The sequence below is a fragment of the Geothrix fermentans DSM 14018 genome, assembly GCF_000428885.1.
GTDB lineage: Bacteria > Acidobacteriota > Holophagae > Holophagales > Holophagaceae > Geothrix > Geothrix fermentans.
In genome coordinates, this window is the sequence record NZ_AUAU01000013.1 from 23,849 (window position 1) to 42,590 (window position 18,742).

General features: G+C 68.9%; 16 protein-coding genes. 4 read left to right on the top strand and 12 right to left on the bottom strand.

Translation table 11 applies throughout. The annotated features are described in order from the left end of the window. Positions 1-339 precede the first annotated feature (339 nt). The 7 genes from G398_RS0106150 to G398_RS0106180 form a co-directional block, all read right to left on the bottom strand. On the bottom strand, positions 340-3,147 hold the full coding sequence (locus G398_RS0106150; protein ID WP_026852946.1) for a M20/M25/M40 family metallo-hydrolase: 2,808 nt from the start codon (positions 3,145-3,147) through the stop codon (positions 340-342). A gap of 121 nt (positions 3,148-3,268) precedes the next feature. After that, positions 3,269-4,579 (bottom strand): aminotransferase class I/II-fold pyridoxal phosphate-dependent enzyme, encoded by a 1,311-nt coding sequence (locus G398_RS0106155; protein WP_026852947.1) that lies wholly within the window; start codon positions 4,577-4,579, stop codon positions 3,269-3,271. Between the two features lie 122 nt (positions 4,580-4,701). Then, positions 4,702-6,030: a glutamate-5-semialdehyde dehydrogenase gene (locus G398_RS0106160; RefSeq protein ID WP_026852948.1), complete on the bottom strand. Its 1,329-nt coding sequence runs from the start codon at positions 6,028-6,030 to the stop codon at positions 4,702-4,704. Next, on the bottom strand, positions 6,027-6,884 hold the full coding sequence (proB, locus tag G398_RS16655) for a glutamate 5-kinase (protein WP_084512097.1): 858 nt from the start codon (positions 6,882-6,884) through the stop codon (positions 6,027-6,029). The genes G398_RS0106160 and proB overlap by 4 nt, the downstream gene beginning before the upstream one ends. A 234-nt stretch (positions 6,885-7,118) precedes the next feature. Continuing rightward, on the bottom strand, positions 7,119-8,534 hold the full coding sequence (locus G398_RS0106170) for a pyridoxal phosphate-dependent decarboxylase family protein (RefSeq protein WP_026852949.1): 1,416 nt from the start codon (positions 8,532-8,534) through the stop codon (positions 7,119-7,121). Between the two features lie 66 nt (positions 8,535-8,600). Then, on the bottom strand, positions 8,601-8,816 hold the full coding sequence (locus G398_RS0106175; protein ID WP_026852950.1) for a helix-turn-helix domain-containing protein: 216 nt from the start codon (positions 8,814-8,816) through the stop codon (positions 8,601-8,603). A 9-nt stretch (positions 8,817-8,825) separates the two neighbouring features. After that, entirely contained in the window at positions 8,826-9,377 is a 552-nt protein-coding gene (locus G398_RS0106180; protein ID WP_026852951.1) for a DUF2975 domain-containing protein, read from the bottom strand. Between the two features lie 165 nt (positions 9,378-9,542). Here G398_RS0106180 and G398_RS16660 point away from each other — a divergent pair, with 165 nt between their 5' ends. Then, positions 9,543-9,809 carry a toxin-antitoxin system HicB family antitoxin gene (locus tag G398_RS16660; protein WP_043483957.1) on the top strand — a complete coding sequence of 89 codons (267 nt, stop codon included), beginning with the start codon at positions 9,543-9,545 and terminating at the stop codon, positions 9,807-9,809. Then, on the top strand, positions 9,806-10,183 hold the full coding sequence (locus G398_RS0106190) for a type II toxin-antitoxin system PemK/MazF family toxin (RefSeq protein ID WP_026852952.1): 378 nt from the start codon (positions 9,806-9,808) through the stop codon (positions 10,181-10,183). Before G398_RS16660 ends, G398_RS0106190 begins: the two co-directional genes overlap by 4 nt. 254 nt (positions 10,184-10,437) lie before the next feature. Here the strand turns inward: G398_RS0106190 and G398_RS0106195 are convergent, their stop codons facing one another. Next, a complete protein-coding gene (locus G398_RS0106195; RefSeq protein WP_026852953.1) occupies positions 10,438-10,950 on the bottom strand; it encodes a DUF6125 family protein in 513 nt (170 codons plus the stop codon). A 29-nt stretch (positions 10,951-10,979) separates the two neighbouring features. After that, the gene (locus G398_RS0106200; protein ID WP_043483959.1) at positions 10,980-11,891 is read right to left on the bottom strand and encodes an MBL fold metallo-hydrolase; all 912 of its coding nucleotides are present in this window, start codon (positions 11,889-11,891) and stop codon (positions 10,980-10,982) included. A 160-nt stretch (positions 11,892-12,051) separates the two neighbouring features. Here G398_RS0106200 and G398_RS0106205 point away from each other — a divergent pair, with 160 nt between their 5' ends. Beyond that, positions 12,052-12,450 (top strand): OsmC family protein, encoded by a 399-nt coding sequence (locus G398_RS0106205; RefSeq protein ID WP_026852955.1) that lies wholly within the window; start codon positions 12,052-12,054, stop codon positions 12,448-12,450. A gap of 2 nt (positions 12,451-12,452) precedes the next feature. Here the strand turns inward: G398_RS0106205 and G398_RS0106210 are convergent, their stop codons facing one another. The 3 genes from G398_RS0106210 to G398_RS16665 are packed head-to-tail and all read right to left on the bottom strand — an operon-like array spanning position 12,453 to position 16,207. Next, positions 12,453-13,736, bottom strand: a complete 1,284-nt coding sequence (locus G398_RS0106210) for an ABC transporter permease (RefSeq protein WP_052571575.1) — start codon at positions 13,734-13,736, stop codon at positions 12,453-12,455. A gap of 2 nt (positions 13,737-13,738) precedes the next feature. Beyond that, positions 13,739-14,965, bottom strand: coding sequence for an ABC transporter permease (locus G398_RS0106215; RefSeq protein WP_026852957.1), 1,227 nt, complete (start codon positions 14,963-14,965; stop codon positions 13,739-13,741). A gap of 9 nt (positions 14,966-14,974) precedes the next feature. Then, entirely contained in the window at positions 14,975-16,207 is a 1,233-nt protein-coding gene (locus G398_RS16665; protein ID WP_043483962.1) for an efflux RND transporter periplasmic adaptor subunit, read from the bottom strand. Between the two features lie 144 nt (positions 16,208-16,351). Between G398_RS16665 and G398_RS16670 the strand changes: the two genes are divergently transcribed. Next, complete coding sequence (locus G398_RS16670) at positions 16,352-18,742, top strand: TonB-dependent receptor (RefSeq protein WP_043483964.1); 2,391 nt, start codon at positions 16,352-16,354, stop codon at positions 18,740-18,742.

Sequence of the window (18,742 nt, forward strand, 5' to 3'; positions counted from 1 at the left end):
TGCGGCGGGGAAAGAGCTTCCTGGCACAATCCGGGCATACGCCGTGCGTGAGGATCCTGCCCGTGAGGTTCGGGAGGTTCTGCTCTGCGGGGATCCAGGACCCCGCCTCGTCGCGGACTTTCCCGCACCACCCGCAGACCGGGATCAGCGCGCCGGGGGCGCGGCGGTTCGCGCGGGCAGCTTCCGGCCGGCTCGGGACATGACTCATCAGGAACGCTCCCGGGTTTCCGGAAGATCAGACCTTCACACGGAAACCCAGCCACGATGGTGACGCCATGAAGTTGTTTTGACAGTGACCTTCGGCACGAGCTCTGGCCCTACCGGCAGTCAGGCCTGGGTTCAGGCCTTCAGCCGGTCTGCGAAGGCCTCCAGGGCCCGGTAGTAGGGATCGATGCTGGGAATGAAGTGGCGCTCGCCGGCAGCGTGGGGGCCGATGCCGGTCTGGCCCCAGACCACGCCCTGGCCCCCGGGGGCGAAGCGGGCGGAGGTGCCGGCGCCCTTGCGGCCGAGGCGGACCTCGCCGCCGGCGGCCTCGATGCCCGCCAGCAGGGCCTTGAGGTAGGGGTTCTCCGGGTCGCAGGCCACGCCGGGCTCCCAGGCGGAGGGCACGAACTCCAGCTCCCGCTCCGCGGCCAGGGCCTCGATGTCGGCGCGCAGGCCGGAGATGTCGTCCTGGGGGATGGGGCGGATCTCGGCCCCCAGGGCGCCCCGGTCCGGCGTGATGTTGAAGATCCCCGGCGTGCCCACCTGGATGTAGGCGAAGCGGGCCAGGGACTGCCAGCCGTCGGCGGATTTCAGGGTGAGGCGCTTGGCGAACAGCTCGCGCAGGGCCTCGCGGGCGCCCAGGAGGCGCTCGGTGAGGTCGGCGCCGCCGGCCAGGCCGCTGTGCCCGCGGGTGCCCTTGGCCACCAGCTCGAAGCGCAGGACGCCGCGGTTCTGGGTGCAGACCTCGCCCCACAATTCGGTGCCCTTCTCGCCGGTGCGCTCGCCGGCCACGAAGAAGGAGGGCTCGTAGCCCGACTCCTCTTTCAGTTGCTTCAGCACGTGGGGCGTGCCCATGGGCTCCAGCTCGCCGTTCTCCTCGTTGCCCAGCATGAGCAGGCTCACGGGCGGGTAGGGGGCGCCCTTCTTGAAGGTGTCCTTCATCCACACCAGGTAGGTGGAGAGCACGGTCTTCATGTCCGCGGCCCCGCGGCCCCAGAGGTAGTCGCCATCGATCTTCGGCTCGAACTGGCTGTCGTCGGGCTCGGGCTCCACCACGTCGAAGTGGCCGCACAGCATGGCCGGGGCCTGCTCGCCGCCGGGGAAGTGGGCCAGCACGGCCGGGAAGGCGGCCTGGTTGAAGTAGCGCACGGGCACGCCGTGGTTGCGCAGGTAGTCGTAGATGTAGGTGGCCGCCCGGTGGATCTCCGGCATGCGCTCCTCGGGGCAGGCGGTGACGCTGGGGATGCGGATGAGGCGCTGGGACACGGCCAGCACCTCGGCGGTCTTGGTCGCGTAGGTGCCCTCCACCACGGCCGCGGGCCGGGGGCGGAAGCGCACGGGGGCCCGCGGATCCAGATGCACCTCGTCGCGGGCGTGCTCGATGAAGTCCTTGAGCTTGTCCTGCTCGGCGCCGAGGTCGGCCAGGCGGCCGGTGATGCTCTCCACCTCGTCGCGGACCTGGGCCTTCCGGGCCTCGGCCAGCTCCACGAGCAGGGCCGGGGGCACGATGTCCGAGGTGCCGAGCTTGGCCTTCAGCCGCTGGCGGATCTTCTCCGCTGTGCTGGGGGCGCCCTCGACCATGGCCTGCAGGGGTTGGAGGTCGTCCCAGAGGCCCAGGGCCTCGGCCATGGGGCGCAGCTGGTTGAGGGTCCAGGCCAGGAAGACGCGCATGGCCACGGGCTTGGCCGTGAGGGGATCCTCGATGACGGCGTTCAGGCCCTCCTTGGCCGCCAACTCCTCGTTGCGCCGGGCGCGGGTGATGTCCTCGGCGTCGTAGCGGAAGCCGCGGGCGAAGTCGGGATCCGCGTAGAAGCGGAGCAGCAGCAGGTGCTTGAGGGTGAGGTTGGCCACGTCCAGGGCCAGCTCGTGGCCGGGGTCGTCGGTGCGCACCTCCACGCGGGCCATGGGCAGGTCGATGCGGGCGAAGAGGTTCTGCCGCTCGATCTGCGCGGCCATGTCCTCCACGTTGCGGGTCTCGCCGGCGGCGAAGAGGCCCCGGGCGTAGATGTCGTGCAGCTGGTCGCTGGTGACCTGGATGAGGCGCTCCACGGGCTCGGCCTGGGACCGGGCGCGCACGGGGATCCAGTTGTTGTTGCCGAAGCGCACGCCGCGCCGCACCAGGTCGTAGGACAGGCGCAGGTAGTCGGCGTGGCTGCGGTTCAGGTCCGGCACGTCGAGGGCGGGCGGGTTCGGGAAGGTGAGGTTGCGCACGGACTCGTAGGGCGTGAGCCGGACGACGGGCTTGCCGTTCTCCTCGGAAGCCTGGAGGGGCGTGCTGGCGCTGGTGGCGATGAAGAGCGAGGCGAAGGCCCGCATGAGCCGCGTGCCGGTGATGTAGACCTGGTTCTTGTAGCCGTCCAGGTGGTGGTCCCCCCGCTGGGAGGCGGGCAGGTGCATGAAGTCCCAGGCCAGCATGGGCTCGGGCAGGCTCAGGTTGCAGTGGGTGCCGGCCGTGGCCAGCTCGGTGCCGTACATCTCGACGCAGCGCTGGAGGTAGCGCCGCTTGGCCAGGTGCCAGGACTCGGGCACGCAGTCGGGTCCGATCTCAGGCAGCACGAGCAGGTTGCCGTGCCAGTAATGCAGGGGCTCCCCGAAGGCGCGACCGGCCTTGTAGAGGGCGTTGATGAGGGCGGCCTCCAGGAGGCGGCCTTCGTACACCGCGCCCCGGGGCGTGTGGTAGGGCCGGGTGACCCACTCGATCATCCAGTGGAAGACCTCGAGCTGGTGGTACTCGCCCGTCCAGGGAGCCAGCACCTTCGTGCGCAGGTGGTCCACGAAGGACATGCGGTCCGGACCCGTGCCCACGGTCAGCAGCGGGCGGAACTGGGGATCCACCAGGTTCCACTCCAGCTCCAGCCCGCAGAGGCCGCCCCCGGGGCGTGTCTCCAGCGCCGTTTTGCGGGCCAGCTGGAACTTCTCGACGAAAGCGTTCAGGTCGAACACAGGTGCTCCGGAATCCACGAAATACGAAACTGCGAACCACCAAGGCACCAAGACACCAAGAACTGCAAAAGATTGGGTTTTTGTCTTTCTTGGTGCCTTGGTGTCTTGGTGGTGATCTTTTTCAGCTCTGGAGCGACTTCAGCGCCGCCAGGAGCCGCTCGGCGGCGCCCTGGGTGCGGTCGGGCGGGGTGGCGTAGGAGAAGCGGATCCACTCGGCGCCATAGGGGCTGAAGAAGGCGCCGGGCACCACGGCCACGCCGTGCTCCTCCGCCAGGTACTGGCCCATGGGCTCGGAGTCGGTCCAGCCCTTGGCCTTGAAGGAATCCGACACCTTGATGAAGGCGTAGTAGCCCTGGCCGATGATGTGGGTGAGACCCTGCTTCTTCAGGAACTCGCGCAGCCAGGCGCGGCTGGCGCGGGTGGGCTCGATGATGGGCGCGGCGGCCTTCTGGAGGCCCTTCTCGTAGGCGGCCATGGCCACGGCCAGGCTGAAGAAGGAGGGCATGACCGTGTGCGAGGCCTGGGCCACGATGGTCTTGACCACGTCCGCGTCGGCCAGCAGGTGGCAGTTGCGGATGTTGGAGGCGCCCAGGCTCTTGGTGAGGCCGTCGAGGATCATCAGGCGCTTGCGCAGCTCCGGCTCGAAGGCGCGCAGCAGCACGTTCACGTCGTTGGGCTCGCCGTCGCCCACGGCGTGGTACATCCAGTCGAACAGGACGTAGGCCACGCCCGCCTCCAGGGCCGTGCGGGCCAGGGCGATCTGGCGTTCCATGGTGATGGTCTGGCCCGTGGGGTTGTCGGGGCAGGTGATGACCAGGCCCGCGATCTTGCGGCCGTGCTTCGCCGCCTCGGCCACGCAGGCGCGGATGCCGTCCTCGCTGTAGGCCCAGCCTTCTTCAGGCCGGCCGGGTGCCCACATCACGTTGGCGCCGATGCCGTAGGGGCCCCAGTTGTAGCTGATCCAGGGCACGCGGCTCACCACCACCACGTCGCCCTGGCGGCCGTGGCCCAGGGCCAGCATGGCCTGGTAGGCCTTCTGGAGGCCGTCGCGACCGCCCTGGGTGCCGATGACGTTGGCCGGGCCCCAGCCCGTGTCCGGCGCGAACTTCCAGTACTGCTCGGCCACCACCTTGCGGTAGGCGTCCGTGCCGTAGGGCATGTCGTAGGCGGTGCCGTGCTCCTTCTGCATCTGGAAGGCGCGGTCCAGCAGCTCCGCGGGCACGCCGGGCAGCGAGGCGCCGCCGTCACCCTGGCTGGCGTCGTAGGTCGGCACGCCGGGCTGCTTCTCCTTGAAGACCTTCAGGGACTTGTTGATGAGGAACATGCGGGAGGCGGGAATCGGCGCCAGGTCTTTCAGGTGGCCGCTCACCGGAACGAGGTTGGCCTCCGGCACGGCGAAGGCGGGCGTTTCAGGGGAGAGCAAGACGGCCATGGGTCCTCCCGATACGAAAAAGTCGCCCCTGCGGCGATCCAGGAGCGACGAACGTGGGTCAAGGCTACCATCCCGGAGCCTCGGTTCAAAGTTATAGAGTCTTATGTATCAATAATTGATGTTTATAGCCCGGCGCCCAGATCCCCACCCAAATCTCGGTGCCGGAAGGGCCGGGCGGCGGACCCCGAGTAGTCCTCCACCCGGTGGCCGTGGCCCAGGAGGAGGTAGCGGTAGCTGAGCAGGCCCTCCAGTCCCACGGGGCCCCGGGCGTGGATCCGGCCGGTGCTGATGCCCACCTCGGCGCCGAAGCCGTAGCGGAAGCCGTCGGCGAAGCGGGTGGAGGCGTTGTGGAACACCCCGGCGGCGTCCACCTCCGCCAGGAACCGCGCCGCGGCCCGGGGATCCTCCGTCACGATGGCTTCCGTGTGCCCGCTGCCGTGGGCGCGGATGTGGGCCAGGGCCCCGTCGAGATCCTCCACGACCTTCAGGGCCAGGATGGGGGCGCCGTACTCCGCGTCCCAGTCTGCCTCCGTGGCCACGCCCAGGCCGGGTTCGAGTTCCCGGCAGGCGGCGCAGCCGCGCAGCTCCACGCCGCGCGGGGCCAGGTCTGCCGCCAGGGCCGGCAGCAGCCGGGCCGCGGCGCGGCGGTGGATGAGGACCGTCTCCACCGCGTTGCAGGCGGCGGGGTACTGCAGCTTGGCGTCGCGCACCAGGGCCACGGCCATGCCGGTGTCCGCCGCGGCGTCGAGGTACATGTGGCAGATGCCGTCCGCATGGCCCAGCACGGGGATGCGGGTCGCGGCCTGGAGGCTCAGCACCAGCTCCCGGGAGCCCCGGGGGATCACCAGGTCCACCAGGTCCGGGCGCTGCAGCAGAGCCGCCACGGCCTCGCGATCCGGCAGGCCCTGGACCGCGTCCTCCGGCAGGCCCTCCTCCGCCAACGCCCGCCGCACGGCGGCCAGCAGCGCGGCGTTGGAGCGCGCGGCCTCGCGGCCGCCTTTGAGCAGCACGGCGTTGCCGCTCTTGAGGGCGAGGGCGCTGATCTGGATCAGGGCATCCGGCCGCGCCTCGAACACCACGCAGAGCACGCCCAGGGGGCAGGCCACGCGGGTGAGCTCCAGTCCCTCGTCCAGCTGGCGGTGCAGCTGGACCCGGTGGAGGGGATCCGGCAGGGCCGCCACGGCCCGAACGCCCTGGGCCATGGCCGCGACCTTGGCCTCATCCAGCCTGAGGCGCTGGAGCGTGGCGGGAGGCAGGCTATCCCCGGCGGCGGCGACATCCTCGGCATTGGCCGCGAGGAGGGCGGGTATCTGGGCTTCCAGGAGATCCGCCAGCCCGACGAGCACCGCCGAGCGGCGCGTGCCGGGCGTGGTGGCCAGGTGGCGGGAGGCTTCCCGGGCCGCCTGGGCCATGGCCTGGATCTGGAGGGGGCTGAGGGTCGCGTCGCTCATGGCCGGGCTCCCTTGGGTGCGGCGAGGAAGAGGGTCCCCACGGGATCCCCCGCGAGGATCTGGTCGAGGATGCCGATGGCGAGGCCCGAGGCCAGCACCACGGGCACCCCGGCCCGTGCCGCGGCCCGCGCCGCCTCCACCTTGCTGACCATGCCCCCCCGCCCCCGGCCCGAGGTGCCCTCGAACCTGGCCTGAGGATCGGTCCCGAAGGGGACCTCCGCCAGGGGCTCGGCGTCCGCATGCAGGCCCGGGTTGCGCGTGTGCAGGGCGGTCACGTCCGAGAGGAGCACCAGGAGGTCGGCCTCCAGGTGCGTGGCCACCAGGGCCGAGAGGTGGTCGTTGTCACTGAAGATGGGCCTCCGGCCGGGCGAGGGCCGTTCCAGCTCCAGGGTGGAGACGGTGTCGTTCTCGTTGAGGACCGGGATGGCCCCCAGCGCCAGCAGGGTGTCCAGGGTCCGCCGGAGGTTGGCATGGCGGAGGGGATCCGCGAAGTCGTCCTCCGTCAGGAGCACCTGCGCCGCGCAGTGGCCCATGCGGGCGAAGCCCTCCTGGTAGAGGGACATGAGCTGGCCCTGCCCGGCCGCCGCGCAGGCTTGCTTCTGGGAGAGCCCCTCGGGCCGGATGCCCAGCTGCCGGGCCCCGAGGCCCACGGCGCCGGAGGAGACCAGCACGGGCTGGCCGCCCCGGCGGCGGAGGGCCGCCACGGTCTCCATCAGGCCGTACAGGCGGCTCAGGGCCGGCCGGCCTTCGGTGTCCACCACGACCTGGGTGCCGAGCTTGATGACGATGCGCCGGGCCGCGGAGAGGCGGGCGCGCCGCGCGTGGTCCGGGACGGTTCTGGAGCTGGGGGTCATGGGGGCCTGTCCAAAGAAAAACCCCCGGGTCGGTGTGCGACCCGGGGGCGGATGTGAGCGGAGCGTCCTGACGACTGGCTCAATCCCCTCCTGCCGGCACACCGGAGGTGGGCTGGCTAGGGCGAGGGTTGATGGTCGCGACAGGAATCATGGTGCGCCAAGTGTGCCCTGGCGGGGGGAGGGACGCAACGGGAAAAGGCTGAGTACGAAAGGCTCCTCGCGCTCGAGCCCCCTTCAGGCCTCGGCTGCCGCCTGCTTCAGGGCCTTCCAGAGGGCCTCCACGTGCCGCCGCTCGGTGGCCTCCGCGCCGATGCTCACCCGGAGGATCTGGGTCCCCTTCAGCAGGGAGGGCGTGAGGTAGGCCTGGCCGCCTTCGTTGATGCGGCGGGCGATCTCCAGGTTGTGCTGGGCCAGCCCGGCCTCGTCCAGGCCGGGCCTGAGGTGCCGCAGACAGAGGGTCTGGAGGGGCACGGGCGCCAGGCGCTCCCAGTCGGCCGCGGCGTCCACCTGCTCCTTCAGCCAGCTCGTATTCTCCAAGTCCCGCCGGAGGCGGAATTGGAGCCCCTCGACCCCCACATCCATCAGGTAGAACCAGAGCTTGAGGGCCCGGAAGCGGCGGCCCAGCTGGATGTGCCAGTCGCGGAAGTTGCTCACCTGGCCGTCCTGGGCCGTGCGTAGGTAGCTGGGGTTGGTGCTCATGACGCGGATGAGGTGCTGGGGATCGCGTACGTAGTAGGCGCTGAGGTCGAAGCCCACGCCCATCCACTTGTGGGGGTTGAACACCAGGCTGTCGGCCCGCTCGATGCCCTCCCACATCCAGCGGCACTCGGGCAGCACCATGGCCGTGCCGGCCATGGCCGCGTCCACGTGGAGCCACATCCCGTGCTTCTGCGCCAGGTCCGCCAGGGCGGGCAGGGGATCCAGCGCCGTGGTGGCCGTGGTGCCCACGGCACCCACGAGGGCGCAGGGGCGGAGGCCGATCTCCACATCCTTCTCGATGGCGGCCTGGAGCAGGTCCAGGCGGATGGCATGGTTCTCGTCCGTGGGAATGAGGCGGAGGTAGCTGCGGCCGAAGCCCGCCAGGAGGGCGGCCTTCTCGATGGAGCTGTGGCACTGGTCCGAGGCGTAGACCACCAGGGGCGCTTCGCCGCTCTGGAGGCCTTCGGTGTTCTGGGCGTAGTCCGATACCTTCTCCCGGGCGCAGAGCAGGGCCGTGAAGGTGGCGGTGCTGGCGGTGTCGTGGATGACGCCGGTGAAGGCCGGGCTGAGGCCCACCATCTGGCGCAGCCAGTCCATGACGACCTCTTCGACTTCGGTGGCGGCGGGGCTGGTCTGCCAGCTCATGCCCTGGGCCCCCAGGCCCGAGGCGGCAAGGTCGCCGAGGATCGAGCTGTAACTGGTGTTGCTGGGAAAGTAGGCGAAAAAGGATGGATGGTTCCAGTGGGTGATGCCCGGCAGCACGTCCCGCTCCAGGGCCGCCAGGGCCTGGGCCACGCGGCCCCCGTGCAGGGGCGGATGGTCCGGGAAGGCGGCGCGGATGTCGCCGGGCTGCACCCGGCTCATGACCGGCAGGCGCTCGAGGCCTTCGCGGTAGTCCGCGATCCAGTCCACGAGCTGGTATCCGAGGCGGCGGAATTCTTGGGCGTCCATGGTTCCAGTTTGGCGGGAACCGGATCGCTGCGCGATCCGGTTATGTGAAGAACGGGAAAGAGGGGCTCATCGGTCCGGTTCTGGCTCGTAACGGATGAGGTCTCCGGGCTGGCAGTCCAGCTCGCGGCAGAGAGCTTCCAGGGTGGAAAACCGGATGGCCTTGGCCTTGCCGGTTTTGAGAATGGACAGGTTGGCAGGCGTCAGGTCCACGCGCTCGGCCAAGTCGCCCAGCTTCAGCTTGCGCTGGGCGAGTACCACGTCGAGGGTCACGATGATGGGCATGGGGACGGCTCAGATGACCAGGTCTTGTTCGGTCTTCAGGCGGAAGCCCTCCTCCAGCACGTAGGCGACCAACAGCATGACGCCCCCGAAGAACAGGTCGTTCAGGGAGGAGCTGCCTGCAACCCACCACGGGTGGATGGTCTGGGCGGTCAGGGCCTTGGTGACGAATGCCAGCCCCCCGTACAACAGGAATCCGGCGAGAGCCGCGGCCACCTGGATCCAGCCCAGGAAGCGCACCAGATGGGCGCTCTCCGGGGAAAAGGCGGTTCCCTGCTCGAACTGATGCAGCAGCCGGATCAGGGTGCCCAGGGACAGGATGGCCACGGTGAAGCCGCTGGCGACCCAGGCTCCGACCATGGTTCTGAGCATCCACCCCACATGGCCGGTGCTGAAGCGGAGCCCATCTACATCCAGCATCCGCAAGTGGTGATTGGCGACGTCCAGAGCGAATCCATTGAGGAAGAGCAGGCCAGGGGAGAGGATCAGGCAGATGAGGCACAGCCAGAAGACCACCGAGGCGTAGTGGCGCGAGACACGGCTGAGGCGCTGGGTACGGTTCATGGGAAATCTCCTTGCGGGGAAGTCTGCTTTCGGTGAATCGAAAGTCAATATAAAAATATCGATAAACAATAAAATATTTTCGATCAACGATATGTTCTGACTAAAATGGCAAGCTGGCTTGCTTTCTAAAAATGGAATCATAAAATGACTTCAAAGGATGATGTCATGTTCAGCACCACGCTCCGCCTCGACGACGATCTCGGGCGCTTCCTGCGGGAGGCGGCGGAGGCCCATGCCATGAGCGTGAATGGGTGGGTGGCCGAGTTGCTGCGGCGGGAGCAGGCGGCCGCAGCCCGGCGCAAGCTGGCGGCGGACTGGGCGGCCTACGGGAAGGACGCCGAGGCCCAGGATGTGGCCTATGCCTTCGAGGCCCAAGCCGAGCTGGCGGCGGAACCCCGGCGGCGCAGCTATCGGGCCCGGAAGCCGAAGTGAACGGCGACCTTCCGCGGTGCAGCCGGGGCGAGATCTGGCTGCTGGACTGGAATCCCCGGCGGGGTTCGGAGCAGGGTGGCTTCCGGCCGGGCCTCATCATTCAGTCCGATCTCGGCAACCATGCGGCCGGCGCTCGCACCACGATCGTCGTGCCCCTGACCACCCAGCAACGGGCCTATGCCTTCTATGTCCCCATCCCCCGGGGAAAGGAGAACGGTCTTCCGGCTGATTCCTGGGCCAACGCCACCCAGGTCTTCACGGTCGACAAGGCGCGGCTGGCCAAGCGCCTCGGAAAGGCCACGCCCGCCCAGATGAGGGCTCTGGCCGTGGCCCTGGCAGGCGTTCTCGAGCTGGGAGATCCCTCGGGCCCGTGAGCCCTGAGGGGCGCCTCATACCCAATCACCAGCAACAATTAAGATTCACCACGGAGACACAGAACCCACGGGGGCGGCACGGAGGCCTCCGTGCGACTCCGTGATGGGCAGGCCGGAGGCCGCTTCCGGCTGCGCCGGAAGCCACAGGAGGCGCCGGGTCGGACACGCCCCAAGCGTTCCGGACCCAGCGCCTCCTGTGTGCCCATGCTCCGTGCCTCCGTGGTGGATCTTTAACGATCGAATGCAAATTGATATCACCCCTTCAGCCGGAACCGCCAGGCGCAGGTGGCGCCCTCGGGGGTGTCCGGCGGGCAGTGGCGGCAATTTACCTCGATGCGGGGATCCACGGTGTGGGCGAAGGCGTTGAACTCCACCTCCCCCACGGGGCGGCAGGGGAAGTCCGGCAGGCCCTTCCGTCGGCGCGTCTCCTGCACGCGGCAGCGGTCCATGACGAAGGTCAGCTCGTCCCGGTCCTCGGACCACTCGGCGTGCTGCTCATTGATGAAGGCGTACATGCGGTGGTCCAGGGCCTTGCGGAGGGCCTCCAGGCCGCCGCCGGCGGGCACGTCGAAGGCCTCCATGATCCGCTTGGCCTCGGCCTGGGCGAAGCGCTTCCAGGCCAGGGCGTCCAGCTCGATGGCCGCCTCCATGCCGTCGCGCCCCTCGGCTGCCAGGAACCAGCAGCCGTCGTGGGCCAGCCAGTTCTTGGCGAACATCTCGAGGGCCCGGAGCAGGTCCTCGCGGCTCATGGTCTCGTAGGGATTCATGGCTGATTCCTCCATTGGCCGGGCAGCGATCAGGCGCCGGCTTCCTTCTTCCGCCAGTAGCGGGCCAGGCCATAGACGCTCATGAAGGCGGGGTCGGCGATCTCGTAGTCTCCGATGGCCTGCTCATCCAGCCCGCACCCCGCCAGCAGGCCGTTCAGGAAGGCCTGGAAGCGGGGCACCATGGCCTCCTCGGTGGTGCCGGCCGCGAGCTGCTGGCGCACCCACTCGGCGATGCGGTGGAGGTTCTCCTCCAGAGAGTCGAAGTGGGCCTCGCCGTCGCGCTTGATGCCGAAGTGGGTGGGGAAGATGAAGGCGGGCCGGGTGGCTCGCAGGCGCCGGATGGACACCCGCCAGGCCTCCAGGTCGATGTCCGGAGGCGGGCAGGGCGGGATGGTGGGGCCGTGCCCGATGCGGATGCCGCCCACGTCGCCCGTGAAGAGGCCGTCCTCCAGGCGGTAGGTGATCTCGTGGATGGCGTGGCCCGGGGCGTGGATCGCATGGATGGACACATCACCGTGGCGCGCCGTCTCGCCGTCCTCCATGGGCACGATGCGGTCCGCGGCGATGGGTTCGAGCCGGCCCCACAGGCGGTCCATGGCGTCGCCGTAGATGCGCCGGGCCGAGTCCAGCAGCTTCGACGGATCCTGGAGGTGGCGGGCCCCCTTGGGGTGGACGTGGATCTTCGCGCCGTGGCGCGCCAGCCGCCAGGCCGCGCCGCCGTGATCCAGGTGGATGTGCGTGACGAAGACGTGCCGGATGTCCTCCAAGGCGAAACCCTCGCCCTCCACGGCCTCGCGGAGGTGGTCGTAGAGGGACTCCGGCCCCGTCTCCACGAGGACGGGCCCCTCGGAGGTGCGGATGAGGAAGGCCGCCACCGTGCGCTCAGCCTGGAACTTCAGGTCCAGCAGCGTCACCGGTCCTTGCGTGTCAGCTTTGCTCATGAGGGGCTCCGGGGATCTTCGGTCCATGGTCGTGCAGCGGAGGGCCCGTGTCATTCAGGGGTGCGGCCAGCCACCTTCCAGGGGGAATGATTGATAATCCTGTTTGATTATGTTAGAATATTGTAGCACCGTCAGAGTCAGGTGCAACAGGGAGCAGGGTATGGAGATGGTCATTGATTTTCCGGGTGGCGCGCGGGTGGACGCGCACTTCGGACCCTACACGGTGAAGACGGACCAGCCCGTCCAGGGGGGCGGCGAAGGGTCCGCGCCCAGCCCCTTCGCCCTGTTCCAGGCCTCCCTGGCCACTTGCGCCGGCATCTACGTCCTGAACTTCTGCCGCCAGCGGGACCTGCCGACCGAAGGCATCCGGCTGGTCCAGCGGACCGTGCCCGACCCCGCCACCGGCATGGTGGGCCGGGTGGAGCTGGAGATCCTGGTGCCGCCCAGCTTCCCGGAGAAGTACCACGAGGCCCTCGTGCGCACCGCCAGCCAGTGCACCGTGAAGAAGCACATCGAGCATCCCCCGGCGTTCAGCGTGAAGACCGTGGTGGAGGGCTGAGGCTACTCGTAGCGGAGGGCCTCGATCGGATCCTGCTTCGCGGCTTTCAAGGCCGGCCACAGCCCGAAGATCAGCCCCACCGCCGTGCTGACGCCGAAGCCGAGGACGATGCTCCAGATGGGGGCGGCCGCCGGGAACTCGAAGGCCAGGCGCACCAGCATGGCGATGCCCAGGCCCACGGCGATGCCCACGGCGCCGCCCACGCCCGTGAGGCTGATGGCCTCCACCAGGAACTGCATGGCGATGTCCCTGCGGGTGGCGCCCAGGGCCTTGCGCACGCCGATCTCCCGGGTGCGCTCGGTGACGCTCACCAGCATGATGTTCATGACGCCCACGCCGCCCACGAGCAGCGCGATGGCGGCGATGAGGACCATGGCGCCGGCGATGCCGCCGGTGATCTGCTGGAAGGTCTTGAGCTGGGCCTCGCTGGTGAAGATGGCGAAGTCGTTGGGCTGGTTGGCCCGCAGCCCTCGGCGGGCCCGGAGGATGGCCACCTCCTGGTCCATCATGTCGTACATCCGCTTCGGATCCTTGGGCACCGTGGCGATGTGGATGGTGTCCCCGCCGCCGTTCTTCACCTGGGGGAACATCTCGTCGAAGGTGCTGATGGGGATGATCAGGATGTTGTCCGCATCGCCACCCAGGAAGCTGCCCTTCTTCTCCAGGAGCCCGATGACGCTGAAGGCCACGCCGTTCACCAGGACCGTGCGGCCGATGGGGTCCCGCTTGCCGAAGAGGGCCTCGGCGGTCATGGGTCCGAGCACGCAGGTGCGGGCGCTGTGGACCACGTCCGCATCCACGAGGAAGCGGCCGTCCTGGATGAAGGAGTTGTTCGAGGGCGCATAGTCGGGGTTGGTACCCAGGAAGGTGGGGTTGTTGCCCTCCTGGCCCTCGGGAGTCTTGATGCTGAGGTTGGCTGCGTCGTTGCCGAAGAGGTAGCGCTCCTGGGACACGGCGGCGGCGAGGGTGGCCGTCTGCTTGAGGGCCTCCGCGTCCTCGATGGTGAGGTCGCGGCGGCGCTTCTGGTCCTCGGGCAGACGACCGCCGCCGAAGCGGGGCTCGTACTTCTGGAACTGCACGAGGGTGGTGCCGAAGCTGGAGAAGCTGTCGGTGACCGCATCGTTGAAGCCCGAGACGAAGCTCACCATGGCGATGACCGTGGCCACGCCCGCCACGATGCCCAGCAGCGTGAGGAAGCTCCGCAGCTTCTGGGCCACCATGGCCCGCAGGGCGAACTTGACGTTCTCGCTGCCGATGCCCCGGAATCCGGCTTTGCGGCTGGCCATGGTCACTCCGCCCGGATCGCGTCGATGACGACGAGGTTGGAGGCGCGGTAGGCGGGCAGGAACCCGGCCGCCAGGCCCACCAGGGTGCTGAGGAGGATCCCCGTGAGGACGATGCCCGGCGTGATCTGGGCGGGGAAGTCCGCCACGGCCCGGACGGTGAAGGCTCCCAGGGAGCCCACCAGCACGCCCACCACGCCCCCGGCGGCGGACAGGAGGGCCGCCTCCAGGAGGAACTGGTACCGGATGTCGCGCTTCCGGGCCCCCAGGGCCATGCGGACGCCGATCTCCTGGGTCCGTTCGACCACGCTCACCAGCATGATGTTCATGATCACGATGCCGCCCACGCCGAGGCTCACACTGGAGATGAGCATCAGCAGGATGAAGGCGGCGCTGCTGATGGTCTTCCAGAGCTCCTGGAGGCTCTCCTGGGTGAGGATGCCGAAGGGATCCGGGCTGCGGAAGCTCGTGTGCCGCATGGCGCGGAACAGGGCCCGCACCTCGTCCATGGAGGCGTCCAGCCCTTCCACGCCGTTGCGGGCCTTGATCTGCAGCTCCAGGCTCTCGTTGGAGGTCATGAAGTTCTTCCGGTAGACCTGGAGGGGGATGTAAATCCGCCCGTCCTGGTTGAAGCCGATGCTCCGGCCCTGCTTGGGCATGAGCCCGATGACGCGGAAGGGCAGGCCGCGGATCAGGATCGTGCGGCCCACGGGATCCAGGTGGGGGAACAGCTCCTCGCGGGTGTTGGCCCCGATGACGGCGACGTTCAGGGCGCCCTGGTCCTCGTTCTCGGTGAAGAAGCGCCCCGCCTCGAACTCCAGGTTGAACAGGTCGGCGAAGTTGGGTGTGATGCCGATGACGGCGATGTTGTCCAGGTGGCGGTCCCCGCTGTGCACGGGCATGGAGTTGCCCGCGGCGGCGGAGATCTGGGAGGACTCCTTGAGGATGCCGCTGGAGAGCCGCTCGTATTCGTGCCAGGTGATGGGCGGCCGCTTGAGGGCGTCGATGAACTCCCGCCGGCTCCGGATGATCCCGAACTTCTGGACGACGTAGACGTCCGGCGCCAGGACGATGATCTTCTCCTTCACGTAGGTGTTCAGGCCGGAGATCACGCCCACCACCGCCACGATGGTCGCCACGCCGATGATGACGCCCAGCAGCGTGAGGAAGCTGCGCAGGGTGTGCGCCCGGATCGCCCTCAGGGAGGCGCGGAAGAGTTCAGTGGGGTTCATGGTCCGGCCTCAGGACTTGGCCTCGTCTTTGTCCTTGTCCTTCTTCTTCGCCTTCTCCACCCGCACGGCCTCGCCGCCCTTGAGGTCGCGCAGGGCCCGGTTGGGGCCGGTGATGAGGGTCTCGCCGCCCTTGAGGCCCGAGAGCACCTCCACGGACAGGTCGCCCATGAGGCCCGTCTTCACGGCCACGAACTTGGCCTTGCCGGATTCCATCAGGAACACGCCTTCCTCTTCGCGGGGGGCGCCAGGTTTGTGGGTTTCCCCGGGCTTGAGCTTGATCTCGCGCATGACGAGGGCCTGGAAGGGGATGGCCAGAGCCTGGTCGCGGCTGCCGGTGAAGATGTCCGCCTGGGCGGAGAGGCCGGGCTTGATGGTGAGGGGCGGATCCTTGATCCACACCTTGACCTTGAACTTGGTGGCGTCGTTCACGCTGGTCTTCAGGATGGGGCTGCCGCCCACCTCCGTGACCTGGCCCTGGAAGACCTGGTTGGGGTAGGCGTCGATGCGGATCTGCGCTTCCTGGCCCTGCTTCACGGTGGGGATGGAGGCCTCGTCCACTTCCATCTCCGCCTCGACCTTGCTCATGTCCGAAACGGTGAGCAGGACGGTGCCGGGCTGGTTCTGGATGCCCGGGACGGCGGTCTCCCCCAGCTCGATGCGCCGCGCGGTGACCACGCCATCCATGGGCGCGGAGATGGTGGAGAACCCGAGGCCCACGTGGGATTGGCTCACGTTGGCCTTGGCCTGCTCCGCACGGCGGCGGGCGGTCTCCTGGGCGGCCTGGGCCGTCTCGAAGCCCGTCTTGGCCCGCTCGAAGTCCGCCGCGGAGATGATGCCGGCGGTCCGGTTGGCCTTGGCCCGCTCGAAATCCGACTTGGCCTGGGCGAGGTTGGCTGTGGCGGAGGCCAGGTCCGACTGGGCGGCGTGCAGGCTGGCCTGCATGGCCTCGGTGTTGGCCCGGGCGCTGCGGGGATCGATCTCCATGAGGAACTGGCCCTTGTGGACCCGGTCGCCCTCCTTGACCGCCAGGCGGGTCACCTGGCCCATGATGCTCGCGGAGATGTCGGCCTTCGTCACCGCCTGGATCTTGCCGTTGGCGCTCACCTTCGCCTGCAGGTTCTCCCGGGCCACGGTGGCCACCTGGATGGCGATGCCCTTGTCCCGCATGCCGGCGATGCTCAGGCCGGCGATCACGAAGACCGCCAGACCTCCGCCGAGGATCCACATCTGCTTCCGCTTCATGTCAAAGGCCTCCCGAACGGGCTGATCGCATCTCAATCTTCGCGCAGATGGACCAGGGGTTTAGTGGCCCAGGAGGTCACAAATAAAAACAATTTCCATTGACCCTCAAGGGTAATTAGAAAATGATTTCATCTGGAGGCTCCCTTGGCCCACCGTGCGTCCAGCCCCATCATCCTCGCCTTCCTGGCGGCGGGCCCCGTGTTCGCCGCGGCCGCCGGCAGCGGCACCCTCACGGGCCGGGTGACGGACGACCAGGGCCGGCCCGTGCCGGGAGCCACCCTGAGCCTCTCCAACCCCGTATCCGGCTACCGGCAGCGGGTGCGCAGCGACGCCAAGGGGGCCTTCGCCTTCCTGAACGTGCCCTTCAACGGGTACCACCTGGATGCCCAGGCCCCGGGCCTGCTGCCGGGCCACCTGGACGTGACCGTGCACAGTCCGCTGCCCCAGCAGATCACCGTGCCCCTGAAGCCCGAGGGCGCCACGGTGGTGGTGGAGGAGGACCTGCGGCTGGTGGAGGACCACCCCAGCACGCACCTCGACATCGACAAGACCACCATCGAGCGCGCCCCGGCCCCCGTGCAGAGCCGGGCCATGGAGAGCATCCTGCTCGCCACGCCGGGCTTCATCGCCGACGAGAACGGCCGCTTCCACTTCCGGGGCAGCCACGGCCAGATGACCTACGTGGTGGACGGCATCCCGGTCAGCGACCAGATGCACGCCACCTTCAGTAACAGCCTGGATCCCTCCCAGGTGGAGAGCCTGGAGGTCATCACCGGCGGCATCTCGGCGGAATACGGCGGCAAGCCCGTGGTGGTGGTGAACCTCACCACCAAGTCGGGTCTGGGCACGCCGGATGGCTTCGAGGGCGAAGTCTCCCTGGGGGCCTCCCGGTCCCGCACCTTCGAGGGCGGTCTGAACGCCCGGGGTGGGACGGACACCTTCGGCTGGTTCGTGAGCGGGGCCGCCAGCGAGAGCGACCGCTTCCTCGACCCCGTCAACTTCGAGAACCTCCACAACCATGGGAAGACGGGCCGCGTCTTCTCCCGCTTCGACTGGATCCTGGGCGGCCAGGACACCCTGCGTCTCTCCGTGTCCGGCGGCCGCACCGAGCGCGACGTGGCCAACCTGGCCTCCCAGGAAGCCCTGGGCCAGGACCAGCGGGCCACCACGTCCGATGCGAACCTGAGCCTGGCCTGGACCCACCTCTTCAGCGATCGCCAGAGCCTCGACGCCTCGCTCTTCTACCGGGGCTCCCAGGCGCGGCTGAAGCCCACGGCGGACCTGGCGGAGGGGTTCACCGGCGCCGGGGCCCGGGACTTCCCCTACTGGGTGAAGCAGGACCGCAGCCTCGACAACCTGGGCGTCCAGGTGGCCTTCACCCAGCGCTGGGGCAAGGAGAACCTGCTCAAGGTGGGCGTGCAGCGCATCGCCTTCCCCATCCAGGAGGACTTCCGCTTCGCCATCACTGATGACAGCCTGGCGGCGCCGGGGGACCGCCTGTACCCCTACACCCCCGCGGGCGGCGGCCACATCTTCCGCTTCGACGCCCGCATCCAGCCCACCCTCACCTCGGCCTATGTCCAGAACGACATTCACCTGGGCTCCTTCTTCATGGCCCTGGGCCTGCGCCACGACAGCTACCGGGTGGAGGACATCTCGGACAGCCTCCTCCAGCCCCGCCTGGGCCTGAGCTACCACGTCCAGGCCACGGGCACCGTGTTCCGGGCCTCCTACGACCGGCTGATGATCCTCCGGGAGCACGAGAACCTGGCGTTGTCGCTCTCCCAGCAGGCCTGGGACCTGGGGCCCTATGCGGGCACCCCCCGCCAGCCCCTGCGCCCGGAGCGGCAGCACTCCTACACCTACGGCGTGGAGCAGCAGCTGGGCAAGGCCGGACGGATCATGCTCGAGTACTGGGAGAAGCGCAGCCGCAACGCCGGCGACAACGCCCAGTTCCTGAACACCGGCGTGCTGTTCCCCGTGGGGGCGGACCGGGGCCTGTTCCGCGGCGCCAACCTGCGCCTGGACCTGGTGCCCGTGAAGGGCTGGTCCGCCTACCTGAGCCTGGGGCGCACCCGGGCCATCTTCCAGGCGCCCCTGGTGGGCGGCCTGCAGCTGGAGGCGCCCGAGGCGGCGCCGGGGGAGCGCTTCCTCATCGACCACGACCAGAAGCTCAGCGCCCAGGCTGGCGTGGTCTACGAGCACGAGGGCTTCACCGCCCAGGTGTCCGGTCGCTACGACTCGGGCCTGGTGGCCGGCGATCCCGCCTCCGTGGCCGGGAACCCCGACTACGATTTCGGCGCGCAGTACGTCCGCCGGGATTCCGAGGGCACCTGGCGCATCAAGCCGCGCACGACCTGGAACCTGAGCCTGGGCCAGGAGTGGAAGCTGGCGGGCAAGCGCCGCCTGGCCCTCGGCGTGGACCTGCTGAACGCCACGGACGAGAAGGGTCTCTACAACTTCCTCAGCACTTTTGGCGGCACCCACGTCATCCCGCCCCGCACGCTGGCGGGGCGGGTGAAGTGGAAGTTCTGA

Bases quoted from the DNA above. Each gene is read 5' to 3' on its own strand.
- G398_RS0106155 (WP_026852947.1), bottom strand. From the start codon at position 4,579: ATGGCCGTCTTGCTCTCCCCTGAAACGCCCGCCTTCGCCGTGCCGGAG.
- G398_RS0106160 (WP_026852948.1), bottom strand. From the start codon at position 6,030: ATGAGCGACGCGACCCTCAGCCCCCTCCAGATCCAGGCCATGGCCCAG.
- proB (WP_084512097.1), bottom strand. From the start codon at position 6,884: ATGACCCCCAGCTCCAGAACCGTCCCGGACCACGCGCGGCGCGCCCGC.
- G398_RS0106170 (WP_026852949.1), bottom strand. From the start codon at position 8,534: ATGGACGCCCAAGAATTCCGCCGCCTCGGATACCAGCTCGTGGACTGG.
- G398_RS0106175 (WP_026852950.1), bottom strand. From the start codon at position 8,816: ATGCCCATCATCGTGACCCTCGACGTGGTACTCGCCCAGCGCAAGCTG.
- G398_RS0106180 (WP_026852951.1), bottom strand. From the start codon at position 9,377: ATGAACCGTACCCAGCGCCTCAGCCGTGTCTCGCGCCACTACGCCTCG.
- G398_RS16660 (WP_043483957.1), top strand. From the start codon at position 9,543: ATGTTCAGCACCACGCTCCGCCTCGACGACGATCTCGGGCGCTTCCTG.
- G398_RS0106195 (WP_026852953.1), bottom strand. From the start codon at position 10,950: ATGAATCCCTACGAGACCATGAGCCGCGAGGACCTGCTCCGGGCCCTC.
- G398_RS0106200 (WP_043483959.1), bottom strand. From the start codon at position 11,891: ATGAGCAAAGCTGACACGCAAGGACCGGTGACGCTGCTGGACCTGAAG.
- G398_RS0106205 (WP_026852955.1), top strand. From the start codon at position 12,052: ATGGAGATGGTCATTGATTTTCCGGGTGGCGCGCGGGTGGACGCGCAC.
- G398_RS0106210 (WP_052571575.1), bottom strand. From the start codon at position 13,736: ATGGCCAGCCGCAAAGCCGGATTCCGGGGCATCGGCAGCGAGAACGTC.
- G398_RS0106215 (WP_026852957.1), bottom strand. From the start codon at position 14,965: ATGAACCCCACTGAACTCTTCCGCGCCTCCCTGAGGGCGATCCGGGCG.
- G398_RS16665 (WP_043483962.1), bottom strand. From the start codon at position 16,207: ATGAAGCGGAAGCAGATGTGGATCCTCGGCGGAGGTCTGGCGGTCTTC.